This is a genomic window from Pseudoalteromonas sp. P1-7a, assembly GCF_001401855.1.
Lineage (GTDB): Bacteria > Pseudomonadota > Gammaproteobacteria > Enterobacterales > Alteromonadaceae > Pseudoalteromonas.
Genome location: NZ_LKDU01000014.1, coordinates 1 through 17,582, shown reverse-complemented (window position 1 = coordinate 17,582; position 17,582 = coordinate 1). Strand labels below are relative to the sequence as shown.

At 42.3% G+C, this 17,582-nt stretch carries 15 protein-coding genes; 3 read left to right on the top strand and 12 right to left on the bottom strand.

The window, feature by feature from the left end:
• The 11 genes from flgJ to AN389_RS10470 all read right to left on the bottom strand — a co-directional run bounded on the left by flgJ (position 1) and on the right by AN389_RS10470 (position 9,588).
• Positions 1–1,017, bottom strand: coding sequence for a flagellar assembly peptidoglycan hydrolase FlgJ (gene flgJ / locus AN389_RS10520; protein WP_055016791.1), 1,017 nt, complete (start codon positions 1,015–1,017; stop codon positions 1–3).
• A gap of 135 nt (positions 1,018–1,152) precedes the next feature.
• Positions 1,153–2,247, bottom strand: coding sequence for a flagellar basal body P-ring protein FlgI (locus AN389_RS10515; RefSeq protein WP_055019765.1), 1,095 nt, complete (start codon positions 2,245–2,247; stop codon positions 1,153–1,155).
• An 11-nt stretch (positions 2,248–2,258) separates the two neighbouring features.
• Positions 2,259–2,942 carry a flagellar basal body L-ring protein FlgH gene (flgH, locus tag AN389_RS10510; protein WP_055016789.1) on the bottom strand — a complete coding sequence of 228 codons (684 nt, stop codon included), beginning with the start codon at positions 2,940–2,942 and terminating at the stop codon, positions 2,259–2,261.
• A 20-nt stretch (positions 2,943–2,962) separates the two neighbouring features.
• Positions 2,963–3,751 carry a flagellar basal-body rod protein FlgG gene (flgG, locus tag AN389_RS10505; protein WP_004588020.1) on the bottom strand — a complete coding sequence of 263 codons (789 nt, stop codon included), beginning with the start codon at positions 3,749–3,751 and terminating at the stop codon, positions 2,963–2,965.
• Positions 3,752–3,772: 21 nt separating this feature from the next.
• Positions 3,773–4,516, bottom strand: coding sequence for a flagellar basal body rod protein FlgF (locus tag AN389_RS10500; protein ID WP_055019764.1), 744 nt, complete (start codon positions 4,514–4,516; stop codon positions 3,773–3,775).
• 176 nt (positions 4,517–4,692) lie between these two features.
• Entirely contained in the window at positions 4,693–6,063 is a 1,371-nt protein-coding gene (gene flgE / locus AN389_RS10495; protein WP_055016787.1) for a flagellar hook protein FlgE, read from the bottom strand.
• A 58-nt stretch (positions 6,064–6,121) separates the two neighbouring features.
• Positions 6,122–6,802, bottom strand: coding sequence for a flagellar hook assembly protein FlgD (locus AN389_RS10490; protein WP_055016786.1), 681 nt, complete (start codon positions 6,800–6,802; stop codon positions 6,122–6,124).
• A gap of 13 nt (positions 6,803–6,815) precedes the next feature.
• A complete protein-coding gene (flgC, locus tag AN389_RS10485; RefSeq protein ID WP_004588016.1) occupies positions 6,816–7,247 on the bottom strand; it encodes a flagellar basal body rod protein FlgC in 432 nt (143 codons plus the stop codon).
• 5 nt (positions 7,248–7,252) lie between these two features.
• Positions 7,253–7,660 carry a flagellar basal body rod protein FlgB gene (flgB, locus tag AN389_RS10480; protein WP_029773927.1) on the bottom strand — a complete coding sequence of 136 codons (408 nt, stop codon included), beginning with the start codon at positions 7,658–7,660 and terminating at the stop codon, positions 7,253–7,255.
• A 143-nt stretch (positions 7,661–7,803) separates the two neighbouring features.
• A complete protein-coding gene (locus tag AN389_RS10475) occupies positions 7,804–8,634 on the bottom strand; it encodes a protein-glutamate O-methyltransferase CheR (protein ID WP_055016785.1) in 831 nt (276 codons plus the stop codon).
• Positions 8,635–8,655: 21 nt separating this feature from the next.
• Positions 8,656–9,588 (bottom strand): chemotaxis protein CheV, encoded by a 933-nt coding sequence (locus AN389_RS10470; RefSeq protein WP_004588013.1) that lies wholly within the window; start codon positions 9,586–9,588, stop codon positions 8,656–8,658.
• A gap of 140 nt (positions 9,589–9,728) precedes the next feature.
• Here AN389_RS10470 and flgA point away from each other — a divergent pair, with 140 nt between their 5' ends.
• The 3 genes from flgA to flgN all read left to right on the top strand — a co-directional run bounded on the left by flgA (position 9,729) and on the right by flgN (position 11,260).
• A complete protein-coding gene (gene flgA / locus AN389_RS10465) occupies positions 9,729–10,436 on the top strand; it encodes a flagellar basal body P-ring formation chaperone FlgA (protein ID WP_055019763.1) in 708 nt (235 codons plus the stop codon).
• Between the two features lie 76 nt (positions 10,437–10,512).
• Positions 10,513–10,836 (top strand): flagellar biosynthesis anti-sigma factor FlgM, encoded by a 324-nt coding sequence (flgM, locus tag AN389_RS10460; protein ID WP_055016783.1) that lies wholly within the window; start codon positions 10,513–10,515, stop codon positions 10,834–10,836.
• On the top strand, positions 10,829–11,260 hold the full coding sequence (gene flgN, locus AN389_RS10455; protein WP_055016782.1) for a flagellar protein FlgN: 432 nt from the start codon (positions 10,829–10,831) through the stop codon (positions 11,258–11,260). Before flgM ends, flgN begins: the two co-directional genes overlap by 8 nt.
• 397 nt (positions 11,261–11,657) lie before the next feature.
• Here flgN and AN389_RS10450 read toward each other — a convergent pair.
• Positions 11,658–17,582: Ig-like domain-containing protein (locus tag AN389_RS10450; RefSeq protein WP_200911304.1), on the bottom strand; the 5,925-nt coding region annotated here is incomplete at its 5' end.

Sequence of the window (17,582 nt, the reverse complement as noted above, 5' to 3'; positions counted from 1 at the left end):
TTACTTCACTCCTTGGGTAAACGCGCTTGTTGCAATATTTTTAAGCTCACTACTATTTAGCACTTTTTTTATTTTGCTCGCGTAATTAGGGTCCGTTGCATAGCCTGCTTTTTGTAGCGAATCTAAAAATTCGTTTGGCTGTGCTGTTTTTTGTAATGCTTCTTCGTAACGTGGGTTTTGCGTTAAAAAATCGACAAAGTCGTTTACGCTTTCTTTTATAGAATCATAAGCTCTAAAACTTGCTTGCTTTTTAACAGGCGTGCCTTGCTCAAATTCAAGCGTTACTTTACTTGCTTTGTCGCCTTCCCAGCTTTTATCTGATTTAATATTAAACAGGTTATTTGAGCTATTACCGTCACTTTTATTAATAATATGCTTGCCCCAACCAGTCTCAAGGGCCGCCTGAGCGACCATCACTGCAGGGTTTAAACCTATTTTTTCGGCCGCTGTTTTGGCATGCTCCCACACTGCACTCACAAATTCTCCAGCATTATTAAATGTCGGTTGCTGTACAGGCTGTGTTGGGGTTTTAGTGTCTGTTGCTTCGCTGCTGAGGGCTAAGTCGTCTTTATTTACTTGCTCAACATTATTCAGTTCTTCGTGGGGTAGTTCAGAGCCTGCGCGTTTATCACTGATAAAGTCGTTGGTTGTTCTTAACACTGAGCCAGGCATAAAGTTTTCAGCCTCTGGAGAGAGCTGCTGCACAATTAAATCAGCCAAGCCTAAAGACCCATTTGATGAAAGCTCAGAAGAGAGCTGCTGATCGTGCATTTCTTCAAAAAACTTTACGCCGCTAGAGTTAAACGGGCTGTCTTCATCTTCAAATGCTTCGTTAGCTTTACGCATGCCTTTTAGAAGCATCTGCGTAAAAATAGCTTCAAATTGTGCCGCTGCTTTTTTTAGCGCCGCTTTAGAGGCATCAGTAGATGCATCACCGCTGTTTAAAGCGTCTTGACGTAAAGTATTAAGATTACTTAAATCAAAAAAGTTTTGCTTATCGAGGTGATTTGTTTCCATCAGCTTTTTGACACAAAAATGAATAATGCTTTAAGAAATGCAAAAATTGAGCCAAAGAAAGGTAAACAGTAAAAAGCTTAAGTACCTTTTGAGTACTTAAGCTTTATTTGGAAGGGTAAACATTCTAAAAAATAATTAAATAACAACAAGCTGTCCGTTAATTGCACCCGCTTCTTTAAGCGCTTCTAAAATAGCCATTAGGTCTCCAGGTGCTGCGCCTACTTCATTTATAGCACGCACTAAGTCATCTAAGCTAACGCCGGGGTTAAAAACAAACGCACGAGAATCATCTTGATTAACGTCAATAATACTTTGCTGTGTAACAACGGTTTCGCCTTCTGCTAAAGGATTAGGCTGCGTTACATTTTGCTGTTCAGCAATTGTGACTGTTAGACCGCCATGGGTTATTGCCGCAGGCTGTAGCTTCACATTTTTGCCAATGACAATCGTTCCCGTACGTGAATTAACAATAATTTTGGCTGAAGTGTCAGCAGGCTTAAACTCTAGGTTTTCAAGCGTTGATAAATAAGACACTCGTTGCGATGCATCACGTGGCGCAATAACGCGTACTGAGGCAGCGTCAATAGCTTGTGCACTATTAGGGCCTACCAAATTGTTAATTGTTGCTTCTAAACGTTTTGCCGTTGTAAAGTCAGGGCGGTTTAAGTTAAAAGTAATGTAGTCGCCTTGCATAAAAGGACTTTTAACTTCGCGCTCAACAGTAGCTCCGTTTGGTACGCGGCCGACGGTTGGGGTATTAATAACCACTTTACTGCCATCAAGCCCTTGTGCACCTAAACCCCCTACTATTAAGCTGCCTTGTGCTATGGCGTATACGTTACCATCAACCCCTTTCAAGAAAGTTTGTAGTAATGTGCCGCCACGTAAACTCCCTGCACTGCCAATAGAAGAAACCGTAATATCAATTGTTTGCCCTGGCTTTCTGAACGGCGGCAGCTCAGCATGAACTGCCACTGCAGCTACATTTTTAATTTTAGGGCTTTGCGTTGAAGGTAAGGTAATTCCAAAACTGTTTAGCATGCCCCTAAAACTTTGTTGCGTGTAAGAGTTTTGCTCCCCTGTGCCAGGTAGCCCCACCACTAAACCATAGCCAACCAATTGGTTGGCACGGACCCCTTCAACCATAGAAACATCTTTTATTCGTTCCGCGCTGGCAGAAAATTGCCAGCCTAGCAGTATGATCAAAATAAACGCTTTAATGTTTTTCATACTACTATCCTTTAAAATGGAAATAACGAGCTACTGAAGAAACGTGTTAACCACCCTGGGCTTTGCGCCTCTTGTGTTTGCCCTTTACCTGAATACTGGATGCGGGCATTCGCAATTCTATTCGACTCAACCGTGTTATCGGCACTTACATCTTGCGGGCGAACTAGCCCTTCGAGCCTAATAAACTCTTCGCCAGTGTTAAGTGTTAGCCATTTTTCACCACGGATAACTAAGTTACCATTGGGTAAAACACGCATAACATTTACAGAAATATCACCCACTAAACTGTTTGACTGATTTGATTTAGAGTCACCGGTAAATGATGAATCACTACCAATACCAAACTGAATACTGTCGCCACCTATATTTACAGGTAAGCCACCTAATCCAATAATGGGGTCCAAACTGGCGTCGGTTTCTTTGTCAGTTTCAGTTTTTGCGGCTTTTGTAGCTTGTGTTGACTCTTCAAGCTTAACGGTAATTATATCGCCTGTTCTAAGCGCTTTTTTATCTGAATACAGGTCATTAAATGTGTTGGTATTAAATAGCGAACCTGTTGCAACAACAGGCTCTGCTACAGGCTCTGGGTACATGGGTGCGTAGTATGGGTCGTCTTGAACCACTTCACTATTTTGCGTAGAAACACAGCCACTTAAAAATAAGGTGCCTGCGGCAAATAAAATAACTTTACGCATAACTATCCCCTTGTGCACGATTATAACTGTTGATTGATGTAGCTCATCATTTCGTCAACGGCTGAGATTACTTTTGAATTCATTTCGTAAACACGTTGTGTTTCGATAAGGTTTACCAGTTCTTCTGTTACATTAACGTTTGATGTTTCAAGCGAGCCCTGAATAATAGTACCCAACCCTTCTACGCCTGGATTACCTTGCACAGGCGCACCACTAACAGCCGTTTCGGTGTAAAGGTTTTGACCAATTGGCTCAAGACCAGATGGATTAATAAAGTCGCTAATTGTTAGCTGACCAATCACCACATTATCGGCTTGCCCTGCAACACGTACAGATACTTCACCATCTTGAGAAACCGTAATTGATTGCGCATCATCCGGTACGTTCATTTCGGGCTGAACAACAAAGCCAGCGCCTGAAGTAACAATGCGGCCGTCTTCATCGGTAGTAAATTGTCCATTACGCGAATAGGCAATATTGCCATCAGGTTGCAACACTTCAAAAAAGCCTTCGCCTGAGATCATCCAATCAAGTGAATTTTCAGTGGTGAGCATATTGCCCTGCGTAAACTCTTTTTGGTTAGCAACCACTTTTGCACCGGCACCAAGCATTAGGCCAGATGGTAACTCAGTATCTTGTGATGATCGCCCGCCAGGTTGGTTGATGTTTTGATACAGTAAATCTTCAAAAATAGCGCGGCTCTTTTTGTAACCTACGGTACTGGCATTCGCCAAATTATTTGAAATAACTGAAATATCAGTTTGTTGAGCGTCTAGCCCTGTTTTACTTATCCACAATGCAGGATTCATAAGTATGCCCTCATTTTAAAGTTAAACTATGCGCATCAACTGTTCTTGACGTTCGTCAATCTCTTCAGCTGTTTTCATTAGTTTTACTTGTAACTCAAATTGACGTTGGTGGTTGATCATATCGACCATTTCGTGAACTGGATTAACGTTAGACATTTCCAGTGCACCACTTAATACTTTTACATTTTCAGAGGTATCAACGGTTTGCCCAGGTACTGGTCTAAATAAACCATCGTTACCTTTTTCAAGCTGCCTGCTGTTTCCTTCAACAACACGTAGCGTGTCTACTTCTTCTAAAAAATTGGCTGGTGCGCCTTGCGGGCGAACCTGAATGGCGCCATCTGCACTAAAGCTTATTTTTTCAATAGGGACAGGTAGAATTACGGGGCCACCTTCGCCAATAACTTGACGACCATGGCTCGTTACTAACATGCCTTGTGCAGTAATGTTCAGCGTACCAACTTTAGTGTAGGCTTCATTCCCTGACTCATCTTGAACAGCGAGCCAGGCGTTATCGCTCATGGCAATGTCTAAATCTCGCCCTGTTTCTATTATGCCGCCAGAGGTCATGTTAGAACCAGGTCGCTCTTGCATAGAAAACACTCGGGTCGGCAAGCCCTCGCCAAATGCTTGCATAGAACGCGCTTGCGCGAAGTCAGCTTTAAAACCTGTGGTATTTGCGTTTGCCAAATTATTGGCTTTAAGTGCAAGCCCCTGTAGGCTTTGCTTAGCGCCAGAGGCCGCAATGTAGACCATTTTGTCCATAACATCGACTCACATAAAAAATCTCTGAGTTGATAAATGCAAAATAGGTGCCAGATTAAATTTGACGCAATATAAGGAAGGTATTGAACGGTTCAGCTAGGCTATTTTTGTGGTATTAGGTATAAAAAAGGCTGCAAAAATGCAGCCTTAAAATCTTAACCAAAAATAGTGTTAACTTATCGAATCTGCAAAATACTTTGCTGAATTGTTGAGTTAACTTCAAGCGCTCGAGAGTTTGCTTGGTAGTTACGTTGAGCGGTAATCAAATCAACTAATTCGTTTGTTAAGTTGGTATTTGATTGCTCAAGTGCAGATGAATTAATACTACCAAAAGTACCCGAACCTGCTTCACCGGCTACCGGCTCGCCAGAGTCAATACTTTGCTTCCAGCTGGTATCGCCTACTTGCGATAAACCTTGTGAGTTTGGAAAGCGTACCATAGCCACTTGCCCTAAGTAGGTTGAATCACCATTACTGTACGAGGCCACAATTTTGCCGTCTGTGCCAATATCAATACCCGCTAAACGACCGACTGTAGAGCCATCTTGGTCAAGGGCTTTTACTTCAAAACCACTTGAGTACTGAGTGGGAATACGTCCTGCTGTGTTATTTTCATCGCGCCAATTTAACTCAATACCCGTGCTTGGAAATGTCGCGCCGTTATCAAGCATTGACGATAAACCAGTGCCTGCACCTGCCGGCAAATTAATTTCGTCAAATGTTGTGGCGTTAGTATTTGCTATACCGTTGGTTGTCGCAGGTAAACCACTAGAGTCGAAGCCAAGTGTAGCAATCGGTGTATAAGGTGTAGTAGTTTGCTCTGCACCTGATGTACCATCTACAACTTTCCCATCTAAGGTTGCGTATACCTCCCAGCTGTTATCAGTACCACCCGAGGCGGCATCCTCTTCTTTTACAAAAAAGTATTGCAGAATATGTGGTTCACCTAATGAGTCATAAACTGTTGTAGACGTTGACGAGTTATACGTACCATTTGATGTAGGGTCAAAAGCAAGGCCTGTAGCATCTGCTGTTGCATCTAAATTAAATGACAAAAATACGTTTTCTGTAGCGCGAGGCGAACCAGATGAATCAGGAATTTGAATTGGGTTAGTTGTACTTAGACTTACCGATGTGGTGTCCCCACTTGATGCATCAACCGGAAAAGCTTGTAAATAATTACCTTTGGCGTCAACCATAAAATTGTCTTGATTAAGCTTAAATGCACCTGCACGAGTATAGGTTAAATCTTGCGATGAAATATCATCGGTCATTGCAAAGTAACCTTCGCCGGTAATCGCTAAGTCTAACGAGTTGTTAGTAAATTGCAGTGAGCCTTGATGAAATTGCTGTGCAACCATGGTAGTTTGCACACCATCACCATTTTTGGTTTTACCTGCGCTAAACACAGATGCAGCATATACATCAGCAAATTCAGCCCGCGATTCTTTAAAACCAGTGGTATTTACGTTAGCAATATTATTTGCTGTTACGTCTAAGTCTTTTTGAGCGGCAGCTAGGCCTGTAAGTGCGATATTAAAGCTCATAATTCACCTCTAACTTTTAATCTAATAGCCTGCTAGCAGGCGAAATACTTTTAAATGGTTATGCGATCTCTGCGACATCTGTCAACCTAACCGCACCCTCTTTGGTGTTAATAATAATGCCACTAGAGCCGTTGATATTAACGCTTTCAATGTTTTTGAATGTGGCTACCGGTAAGCTTGAAAACTCGCCGTTGGTACTGCCCTCTGCAGTAATCGTGTATTCGCCCTCTGGTAGGCGTTCGCCAGATTCGTTATTCCCATCCCAACTAAAGCGCACAGCACCCGCTGCTTGCGAACCCATATCGATAGTTCTAACCAGTTGCCCAGAGGCATCTGTGACTTTAATTTTTAAATTATCAACGGCTTCTTCAGCAACTGCCGATCCTTTTGCCTCGCCGCTTTCGCCAAGTTCAAGCGTATTAGATTCTAAAAGCGCTTGTTTACCAACCAGGGTTGATGCTTGTAAAGCAGAGTTTGAAGTCATTGAAGAGGCAAGCGACTCAAAATTTGTGTTTAAATCTGTGATACCTTGCGCCATGGTAAAATTAGTCATTTGCGCAATCATCTGATCGTTATCAGCCGGATTACTCGGATCCTGATACGATAGCTGCTGAGTTAGCAACGAGAAAAAATCTTCCTGTGTTAACGCATCGCTCTCTTCAGTGGAAGTCGCTACTTGAGTCTCTTGCCAAGTAATCGAGTCCATAAAAGATGAACTAGTACTAATATCGTTACTCATAACCTACCCTCGGTTATCGCTGCCCAAGTAACAGCGTTTTGCTTAACATTTGCTTAGCTGCATCGGCAACTTGCACGTTTGTTTGATATGAGCGAGATGCAGAGATCATATTTGCCATCTCCTCAACAACATTAACGTTGGGTTTATAGATATAGCCATTTTCATCCGCACTTGGGTGATTAGGGTTATATTCAATTTGTAGTGGTTTGTTACTCTCAACAATCCCCAACACTTTAACACCAACAGCGGAGCCCTGAGGGTTACTGGCTGAGGCAGACGCTTTAGTCAGCTCGGCAGCAAATACAGGTTGGCGAGCTCGGTATGTTTTGTCTTGGGATGAACTTATTGTATTAGCATTCGAAATATTACTCGCGGTAGTATTTAGGCGCACATTTTGCGCACTCATACCACTGCCTGAAATATCAAAAACATTATATAAACTCATAATTATTACCCTTGACTACCGAGCGCTTTATTCAGGCCCTTAAATTTACTACTTAAAAATTGCAGGCTTGCCTGATACTCCATCGCATTCTGTGTATACAAGTTTCGTTCCACCTGTATATCAACTGAGTTACCATCGCCTGTATCTCCTTGATTTGGAGTGCGAAATAATTCAGAACCACCTACGCTGCGAGTACCGCCAGCAATGTGTTTTTCATTGGTTGTGACCATGCTATTGCCGCTTTGCTGAGTTGACCTTGCCGCTTTTAATGCAGAGGCAAAGTCAATATCTTTTGCTTTATAGCCAGGCGTATCAGCATTCGCTATATTTGTGGCAAGCACTTCTGCCCGCTGTGAGCGGATCAACATCGCATGCGGATGGACACCTAATGCTTTATCAAAACTGATAGCCATAACATTCTCCAAAAAATTGACTTAACTAAGTTAAAGCAATTAATAAGCCAGTAGTTTTGAATAAGGTTACTTTTTTATAGGAGGTTGTTATTAAAGAAAAAACGACGCACAAAGCGTCGTTTTTTAATGGGAAGGAAGAGGCGTTATTTTTTTTGGTAGATGATTCCGGGGTTACAACGAACCATGTCGAACTCGTTACTTAAGCCAGTCATTGACTCTGATGCACCTAAAAACAAATACCCTTTTGGGTTTAGTGCTTGGGCAAACTGGCTAATAATTTTTGCTTTAACCTCTGGTGAAAAATAAATAAGTACGTTGCGGCAAAAAATAATATCGAACTTGCCCATTAAGGCATAAGAGTCGAGCAAGTTTAAATGTCTAAAGCTCACCTGCTTTCTGACTGAATCGACAACTTTTGCCATTCCATTGCCGCTATCCATAAAGTACTTTTTACGGCGTTCTGCTGAGAGCCCTCGCGCTAATGCCAGCGCATCATATTCTGCATTTTTACACATATCGAGCATTGTATTAGAAATATCAGTACCAATAATTTGTGCGCCCATACGTAGCACACCCGGCTGCTGCGCTTGAAACTCAGCAACCGACATGGCAATAGAGTATGGCTCTTGACCTGAAGAGCTGGCCGCTGACCAAATTTTTACTGGCCGGCGAGTGTCTTTGAACTCAGGGAACAATTTATTTTTTAACAGCTCAAATGGGTATTGATCCCTAAACCACAATGTTTCATTTGTGGTCATGGCGTCAACCACTGCGGCTCTAAGTTGCCGCTCATGGGGGGCAAGCGTTTTACTCACTAACTGTGATAAAGATTCAACATTAAAACGAGCCATAAGCGGAGCAAGCCGACTTTTTACTAAATATTGCTTGTTTTCGCCTAGCACAATACCACATTGCTGCTCTAAAAAAGAGCGGAACTGATCGTAGTCACTTTGCTGCAAATCTTTATTATTCAAATTATTAACACCTATTGTTGCTTAATCACAATGAACCCATTTTTTAACTGCTGTTGCCAATTCATCTGGGTTAAATTTTGCTATAAAGTCATCCGCGCCGACTTTTTCGATCATCGCCTGATTAAATACACCACTCAAAGAAGTGTGTAAAATAACATGTAGAGGCGCTAATTTAGGGTCAGCTTTAATTTCTGCTGTTAATGTATAGCCGTCCATTTCAGGCATTTCAACATCAGAGATAAGTAAACCTACACGCTCAGTAATATCATTTTTACAATCAAGCTCGGCGATTTCTTTAAGCCTAACTAAAGCTTCTTTACCATTTTTTGCAAGCTCGGTTTGCACGCCAAGCGGCTCGAGTGCTCTTTTTACTTGGTTACGAGCCACGGCTGAATCGTCGGCAATAAATACAATACGCTCGCCTAAGTCTTTTTGTATAGCACTATCGGCCGCCAGATCTGCACTAACCTCTGTATTTACCGGGCAAATTTCGTTTAAGATTTTTTCTACATCGAGAATTTCGACTAATTCGTTTTCAATTTCGGTAACAGCCGTTAGATAAGAATAACGCCCTGCACCCGATGGGGGCGGCATTATTTTTTCCCAGTTCATATTAACAATTCGCTCAACGCCGCCGACTAAAAAGCCCTGCACAGAACGATTGTATTCTGCAATTATAATGAAGCTATCTTTTACATTTTCAATCGGGCGGCCGCCTACGGCCATAGATAAGTCGATAACTGAAATAGTTTGACCACGAATATGCGCAACCCCCCGAATGTATGCATTTGATTTTGGCATACTCGTTAAAGGAGGACATTGCAGTACTTCTCTTACTTTAAATACATTGATCCCAAAACGCTGACGCCCTCTGAGCTTAAATAATAGTAATTCTAGGCGGTTCTGCCCAACCAACTGGGTGCGCTGGTTTACTGAGTCTAAAATGCCTGCCATTCAAATCTCCTAAAGAAAACAAGTAATGCGGAACGATAATTGCTTTCTGTTTATAAAGCTACATAACATCGCGGGAGCGTCTAAAGTTTGACGCAAAATATTTATACCCTGTTTGAAACCATAAGCATAGTCGAAACATTATGAGTTTGTTAAAAAAAGTCAGAAGATACAGTGTTTTTTATTTTCTTGCTAGCCTCTGCTTAGCAACACCTTTGCATGCAAAAGTGTTTAGTAAAGATTTATTACAACAAATTGCAATTTCTCATATTGCTGAACAAGTTACCGTACCTCTTGAGAAAAATGTGGAGATCACCGCGCTTGCGCTTGATAGCCGTATTCCTGATAGAGTGTGCGAAAATGACCCAGAGTTGGTTGTGCCAAATGAGCCGCCATTTACACGTCAGGTGACTGTACAAATAAAGTGTAACGATGCGCAAAGCTGGACTCAGTATGTTCATGTAAGAATAGTAAAAATGGCACCCGTTGTGGTTGCCACGGAAAACCTGGCCCGTGGGGAGGTTATTACTGAGTCTCATTTAAGTGTACAAATGAAGCCTTCACAATTTGTTAGAGTGCAATATTTAGATGACCCTTTAATGCTTATTGGCAGCCGCAGTAAACGAAATATACGCAGCGGTATGCCCGTTTTACTTAATCAAATTTGCATGGTTTGTAAGGGCGATGCCGTAAATATTTATGCGAGTATTAAAGGACTTAGGATAAAAACAACAGGTATAGCACTTGAAGATGGCACTTTAGGTGAACAAGTGCAGATTAAGAATAAAAATTCCGGTAAAATTTTGAATGCACGCGTAGATGGTGTAGAGTCTGTGCAAGTTAATATTTAATTTCGATTTATACTAAAGTATCCTATGTATATGCCGATAACTTGGCATAAGTTGGGTAATATACAGGTTTATTATTATGGTTAATCAAGTTAATGGCAGTAATCAACAAGCTAATGCGCTCACTAACGCTAAACAGCAACAAGTTGATATTAAAAAAGATAATGCTGCAAGTACACAGACAGCACCTACCCCTTCGCCGAAAGCTGCGAGTGACTCAGTGAGTCTAACACCACAAGCACAGCAGTTAAAAACACTGCAAGATAAAGCGCAGCAGTCATCTGGCTTTGACAGTGAAAAAGTTGCTGAGCTTAAAAAAGCGATTACCGAAGGTAAATACCAAATCGATGCTGAAAAGCTGACTAAAAACTTGGCTGATTTTGAGTTTAACGTATATGGCTGATCACAATAGTTTAATTAGCGTTAAGTTAAATGAACAAGTAAATTGCTTAGATTCGTTGCATGCGCTGTTAAACGAAGAGCTTAGTATTATTGCCTCTCGTAGAGGTGAAGGTTTAAAAGAACTTGCCCAACAAAAAATGTCTTTTTTAACTAAGCTTACGCAGCTTGATAAAGAGTTGAATAAACTTTTTGCTGCAAATGATGAAAATGCCCCTGAAGTAACTGAGCGAGTAGCGCAAGTTAAGGCGCAGTTAGCGCAGTGCCAAAAACAAAATAAAGTAAACTCGCACGCTGCCCGCCAAGCGCACTTAAGTGTAAAACAGCTTAAAGATATTTTAATAGGCGCCCCAACTAGTATGACCTACGATCAAGGCGGTAGCGTGGTTAATACCGACAGTAAGCTGGTACGTAATCTAAAAGCTTAACTGTTTTTACTTTTTCCAAATTTATTGAAAAAGCCCTTATTGAAGTCTCAATAAGGGCTTTTTTAGGTTTACTATTTAACCCAAACAATACCAGTTGTCTTAAATATTTAGCCTTTATAACGTGCTAAATAAAACGCTAACAGCTTTATAAGTTTCTCAGGTAAAACAAACCACCTTTTAATAAAATGAGTATAGTGCCCCACTTCAGTTATTTAACTGAAGTGGTTACTCCATTTATACCAATCCGCGTAATTAAGTGATCTATTTTGAGGCTGGAAAAACGTGTTGTTAGCTAGGCAAAAAATTCGCTATTTAGTTGTTCTAAATGAGAATTTTTTAACGCTGATAACGACACGTTTAGCCCCACAAAATGATTAAGTATTATTGCGGGTTGGTATTATATATCCGTTTGATTGTTACCATTTTCAATTAAGTGTTTAATCATTTCCTCTGATTGGTTTTGAACATCAACGGCTGGCGCTGCCTCATCAACACGTCCTCCACTTTGTGCAGGGCTATAAGCAATTGCAGAGCCTTCTTCGTCAAGTAAGTTATTTAATGCAAGCAATTGCTCTGTTTCAGAGTCAATAATTACATCGTTTAAATTAAGTGGCTCTGTTTCGCTTACTTGTACAACTTGCTCAGATGAACTTGTCATGGCCCCTGCGTTTGCTAAGTTGATGGTTTCGGTGCTCAACAGACCTTCACCTTGCGTATCACCCAATGCTGACTCTTCGCTAAATGACGCAGGCATAGTGTCACCAGCACCTGATTCAGAGGTATATATATTGCCGGACTCTATAAACACATCATTACCATTTTTAACTTGGTAATTACCAGCTTCGTCCACAGTGTAGAAATACGTGTTTTCAAGACCTGTACCTAATAACCCTAAAGCACCTAAGTCTAAGTTTCCTGAATCCCAATTACCCTGTGCATCTACTACTGCATGTGGTGCTGAAGTTAACGCTAAATCAATGCCTAAAACTAATGAGTCAACAATATAGACTTTACTTCCTTCTCCACCATCAGATGTACCTTCGTAACCAACTAATACGCTTATACCAAGTAGATTAAGTAAGTACTCAGGCTCAACAGTAAAGTTAATTGGTGTGGTATCTATAACCAACCCAGATACGCTACCGCTTGAAGTTGTATTGCCAGATGTATCCGTTGCTACCGCTGTTACAGTGTATGCGCCATCAATTAAATCTGTATCTGGTGAAGCACTCCATGCCCCGGATGCATCAGCGTTTACTTGCTTAGTGACCTCAATGGGGCCGCTAAAGGTGACTAATATCGTTTCTCCAGCACCAGCGGTTCCTGTAACAAGTGGACTTTGATCCGCGGTTAGAGCGAGCCCTGAGTCAATTGTAATACCTGAGTCAATTGCGCTACTTGTGGATTGCGTACCTGTATTACCTGCGCTATCAGCAATGCTTACATCTACGCTGTAGTTACCCTCAGGAAGTACTTCTTCAGAGGTCACGCTCCAAGTTCCATCAGGACCAACTGTTGTTTGAACATTGTGAGTGGCACCCGCTGAATCAGTAAACATAACGACTACTAACGCGCCTGCGAAGCTTCCCGTTACTGAGCCTGTAACAGTAGGCGTAGTATCTTGCCCTACCGATATTGGGTCTATGACGACAGTTGGCGCTGTGTAGTCTGTACTTGACACCATAGTATCGCTAGCGGAGTTACCCGCAGTATCACTTATGGATGCTGTAGCACTAAAGCTACCTTCACTTAATGGAGTAGTCGCTGTTACTGACCATGTGCCATTGCCTGCAACTTGGGCAGTAAGTGTTTGTGAATCATTATTAGCATCTGTAATAACCACGCTCAGTGTTGTACCTGCTGGTGCATCACTTGTACCTGTAATGGTTGGTAGCGGATTATTAGTAACGGATAACTGGTCAACCTCAATTGTTGGCGGTGTTAAATCAACAGTGCCACTTAGGCTTGTAGAACTTGTAAGGTTTAAGTTTTCGACTGTCGCATCAACCGTAAACGCACCTTCAGCTAATGGAGTGGTCGGTATTAATGTCCATACACCAGCAATAGCTTGAGTGTTATAGGTTGTTGCATTACCACTACTATCTGTAATAACAACCTCTACATTACCGTTTATTACATCGGTAGTACCACTAATAGTAGGAGTTGTATCGCTTGTATCTATTATTGGGTTAATTAATAGACTCGGTAAAGTGGTGCTCACAACGCCCGTTTGCGTCACCGTTGCTATATTACCTGCATCATCAATACTAATGGCTTCTATGGTTAATTCGCCCTCAGCAAGTGCAGGTGCAACAATAAGCCACGTGCCATCGCCTAATACTGTTGTAGTAACTTCATAAAGTGTGTTTGTAGAGTCGGTAATATTAACCGTAATTAAGCTACCAGCCTCTTCGTCACTGGTGCCAGTAATAGTTGGCGTTAGCGTGTTAAGTACACCAAAGGCATCTATTTCTAACGATGGCGGTATGGTATCAATCGTCACTTGCTCAGTAGCAGATTGGCCTACATTACCCGCAGCATCAGTAATACTTGCAAATACACTATATATACCATCAGGTAGACTCGTGGTTAATAACGACCACGTGCCATCACTCCCAACAAGGGCATCAAATACTGTTGCGTTGCCGTTACTATCTACCACAGTTACATCAATGTCCGTACCCGGAGCTTCCTCTGAAGTACCCGAAATAGTTAGTATGTCAGTATTGCTAATGCTCAACGGTAAAATATCTACCACAGGTACTAACGTATCAACAACAAACTCAAGCGTTTGCGTTACTACATTGCCAGCATCATCAGTGATACTCACGTTGGCAACATGCTGCCCTTCAGTCAGCGCATCGACTTCTAGTGAAAATAGACCTGCTGCATTCACTGTTGTGGTTAGTACTGAGCCGCCGTCTAACTGAATCTCTACCACACCATTAATTAAATCACTGGTTCCTTGAATGATTGGAGTAGAATCTGACGTTGTACCAATTACTTGTAAATCAAGTGTTGGCGAGATGGTATCTACTACACTACTAATTAGCTGTGTCGCTGTGATCCCAACTTCACTTAATACATTTACAGTTACAGTAAACACGCCCTCAGCAAGTGATTGAGGAACTTGTACTGCCCATGAGTTATCTGCCTGTACTATTGCAACGAGTTCTTGCACAACGTTATCACTATCAATGACTTCAACAAGTACTTCGGTGCCTGGTGCTTGATCGGTTGTACCGCTAATGATCGGTAAATCCCCTTGCCCTGTAACAAAGTCAACCACTGCATTAAGTAATGGCGTTGACGCATCAACATCAGCCGTAGTTATAGTGGTTGTGTTACCTGCATCATCAGTTGCAGAGGCTTCTACAACTGATAGGCCAATAACATTAACCGCCAGGCCTAGTAGTTCCCAATCACCATTGGCATCGGTGGTAACATCGTATGTTAAGTCAAGTAAATCACCTGCAAGCTCTAGAGTTACCGTAACGGTTTTGCCTTCACCTAAATCAGATGTACCAGATAAAGAAACGAGCTGCCCTAGCAAGAACGAAGGCACAATAGTAAGCTCTGGCCCTACTGTATCTACTTCGCCACCCGTTTTACTATCTACCGAGGTATTTCCTGCACTATCAGTAATCGTAGCCGTAACACTGTAGACACCGTCAGCTAAAATGTTATCGGCAGCGGCTTGCCAGTCTCCATTTGCACCCGTTTGTACAGTAATTTGGTGCGATGCACCAACTGAATCCGTAAACGTAACGATAACGTTTGTATTTGGCTCGTTTGATGTGCCGCTAATTAATGGCGTGCTGTCTTGGGTAAGTATTAATGAACTTTGATCAATACTAATTTCTGGCGCAATTGTATCTATATCAGCGTTAGTGGTATTGCTACCTGTATTTCCGGCATTATCAGTAATAAATACTTCAACTGAATATGCTCCCTGTGAAAGAGTATTACTTGCCTCTACTGACCAAGTCCCACCGGCTTGCACCGTTGTATTTACAGTATGCGCATTACCTTGGAAGTCTGTAAATACCACAGCAACCACATCTCCTAAGGCTGCACCTGTTACGCTGCCAGACACGCTAGGTGTTAAATCAGTACTGCCTACAATATCGTTAATGCTAACCACTGGCGCGGTTATATCAACCACACCGGTAGTGCTAGTATTTACAGGGTTGCCTGCGGTATCTGTTGTTGATGCATTTACACTGAATTCCCCTTCACTAAGTGCAGTAGGTACAGCTACTGACCAAGTGCCATTGGCTCCCACTGTGGCATTAACTGTTTGCTCAGCACCTAAACTATCAGTAATTAAGATCACAATTATTGCACCTTGTGGTGCCGTTGTTGTGCCCGAAATCGTAGGGGTTGTATCATTGGCTGTAATTAGCGTGTTAATACTTAGTGCTGGTGCAGTTAAGTCTATAACACCACTAGTTGTAGCATTGCTTGTTAAGCCATTTTCGGTAACGCTTACAGTAACAGTAAACTCTCCCTCTGGAAGTATATCTGTCGCATCTACACTCCAAACACCGCTTAGCACAGTTGCAGTTAATGTGTGTGAAACATTATTAAAATCCGTTATAACTATTGTAATTTCAGTGCCATCAGCCGCACTACTTGTACCCGAAAGTGTTGGAGTTTGATCGTTTGTATCAACAATGGTGTTTATATTGATAGTAGGCGCATTAGTGTTAAGCGTAGCAGTTGTATCTACTTGCGTACTGTTCCCTGCAGTATCGGTAATGCTTGCTGTGACTGTCACCTGTCCATCAATTAGCGGCGTAGTTACATCAACACTCCATAGTCCGCCACTCCCCACAGTTGTTGTATAGGTATCAACGCTATCACCATCAGTAATTGTTACCGTAACTAAAGTACCCTCACCCTCGTTAGAGGTACCTGTTATTGTTGGTGTACTGTTATTAATTGTACCTAATGCATCAATGGTAATAGTAGGTGCTTGTGTATCAACAAGGCCTGTTCCAGTCGCAGAGCCAGTATTACCAGCATTATCAGTAATGCTAGCAGTAACACTGTAGCTTCCTTGCGGTAAATTAGGCGCTGTTGTTTGCCAATTACCATCTACATCAACCGTAGCTGCTAACGTGTGTGTATCACCATTACTATCAGTAATAACAATATCTACATTTGTGCCAGTAGGTTCAGTTGATGTGCCACTAATAACTGGCGTATCTGTGTTAAACACAGTTATGTCGTCCAAAGTGACTATCGGTATCTGGGTATCAATTGTTAAGTCAATTGTTGTGTTAGTAATATTATTAGCATCGTCTGCAACATTAATTTGCGCCGTATAATTACCGTCGGTAAGTGCAACTGGTACCGCTACCTGCCAGTTGCCATCAACACCAACTACCGCAACAAAAGTTTGACCGTCAATGCTGACTATTACATCAGCTCCAATGGCATCACTGGAGCCTGATAGGGTTGGCGTTGTATCTGCAGTTGTGTCAATAGGGTTAACACTAAGCGTGGGTGCAATACTGTCTATTTCACCTTGTGTTTGCTCAGAGGTTAAATTACCAACATCGTCTCTTACCTCAGCGGTAACTGTGTACTGCCCTTGCGCTAACTCGGCTGGTACTTCAACAGACCAACTTCCATTAGCCTGCACAATGGCCGTAAACTGCTGGCTTTGACCTTCACTATCTACAACGGTTAGTTGTATCTCGGTTCCTTGCTCCATATCTGTAGTACCAGAAACCACTGGCGTTGTATCATTCGATAATGCATCTACAGTAACGCTAAGCGCTGGTGCTTCATTATCAAAGTCAAGTGAGTTGACAGTAACAACATTACCGGCTGCATCACTTGCAGTTGCAGTAACATACGCAAGACTAAGCAGAGGTACTGTTATGTTGGCAAGTCCCCATGTGCCATCGGCATTCGTTGTTGCTGTGTAGGTAGCGCCTACAGCACCGCCAACAAGGTACTCGGTAATGGTGACCACTGACCCTTCGGGTAAATCAGAATCACCAGAAAGAGAAACTAGGTTGCCAAGTAAGAACGAAGGAATGATCTCTAAAGTCGGTGGCGTCACATCCACTTCGCCGTTGACTGTGCCTGTACCGGTATTACCAGCGGCATCAGTGATGCTGGCGCTAACACTGTAGTTGCCTTCTGCTAAGTCGCTGGTTGGTGTTGCACTCCAATTGCCGTTGACATCGGTTTGTACATCTAGGGTTTGTACGTTGTTCGCTGCATCAGTAAAGGTTACCGTGACGGTGCTGTTGGGTGCATCGCTGGTGCCCGTTACAGTTGGCGTGCTGTCGTTGGTGAGCGCTGG

What these genes read in the sequence shown, in the direction of transcription:
- flgB (WP_029773927.1), bottom strand. Translation starts at nt 7,660, where the DNA reads ATGGCTATCAGTTTTGATAAAGCATTAGGTGTCCATCCGCATGCGATG.
- flgC (WP_004588016.1), bottom strand. Translation starts at nt 7,247, where the DNA reads ATGAGTTTATATAATGTTTTTGATATTTCAGGCAGTGGTATGAGTGCG.
- flgM (WP_055016783.1), top strand. Translation starts at nt 10,513, where the DNA reads ATGGTTAATCAAGTTAATGGCAGTAATCAACAAGCTAATGCGCTCACT.
- AN389_RS10515 (WP_055019765.1), bottom strand. Translation starts at nt 2,247, where the DNA reads ATGAAAAACATTAAAGCGTTTATTTTGATCATACTGCTAGGCTGGCAA.
- AN389_RS10470 (WP_004588013.1), bottom strand. Translation starts at nt 9,588, where the DNA reads ATGGCAGGCATTTTAGACTCAGTAAACCAGCGCACCCAGTTGGTTGGG.
- AN389_RS10490 (WP_055016786.1), bottom strand. Translation starts at nt 6,802, where the DNA reads ATGAGTAACGATATTAGTACTAGTTCATCTTTTATGGACTCGATTACT.
- flgJ (WP_055016791.1), bottom strand. Translation starts at nt 1,017, where the DNA reads ATGGAAACAAATCACCTCGATAAGCAAAACTTTTTTGATTTAAGTAAT.
- flgN (WP_055016782.1), top strand. Translation starts at nt 10,829, where the DNA reads ATGGCTGATCACAATAGTTTAATTAGCGTTAAGTTAAATGAACAAGTA.
- flgA (WP_055019763.1), top strand. Translation starts at nt 9,729, where the DNA reads ATGAGTTTGTTAAAAAAAGTCAGAAGATACAGTGTTTTTTATTTTCTT.
- AN389_RS10500 (WP_055019764.1), bottom strand. Translation starts at nt 4,516, where the DNA reads ATGGACAAAATGGTCTACATTGCGGCCTCTGGCGCTAAGCAAAGCCTA.
- flgE (WP_055016787.1), bottom strand. Translation starts at nt 6,063, where the DNA reads ATGAGCTTTAATATCGCACTTACAGGCCTAGCTGCCGCTCAAAAAGAC.
- flgH (WP_055016789.1), bottom strand. Translation starts at nt 2,942, where the DNA reads ATGCGTAAAGTTATTTTATTTGCCGCAGGCACCTTATTTTTAAGTGGC.
- flgG (WP_004588020.1), bottom strand. Translation starts at nt 3,751, where the DNA reads ATGAATCCTGCATTGTGGATAAGTAAAACAGGGCTAGACGCTCAACAA.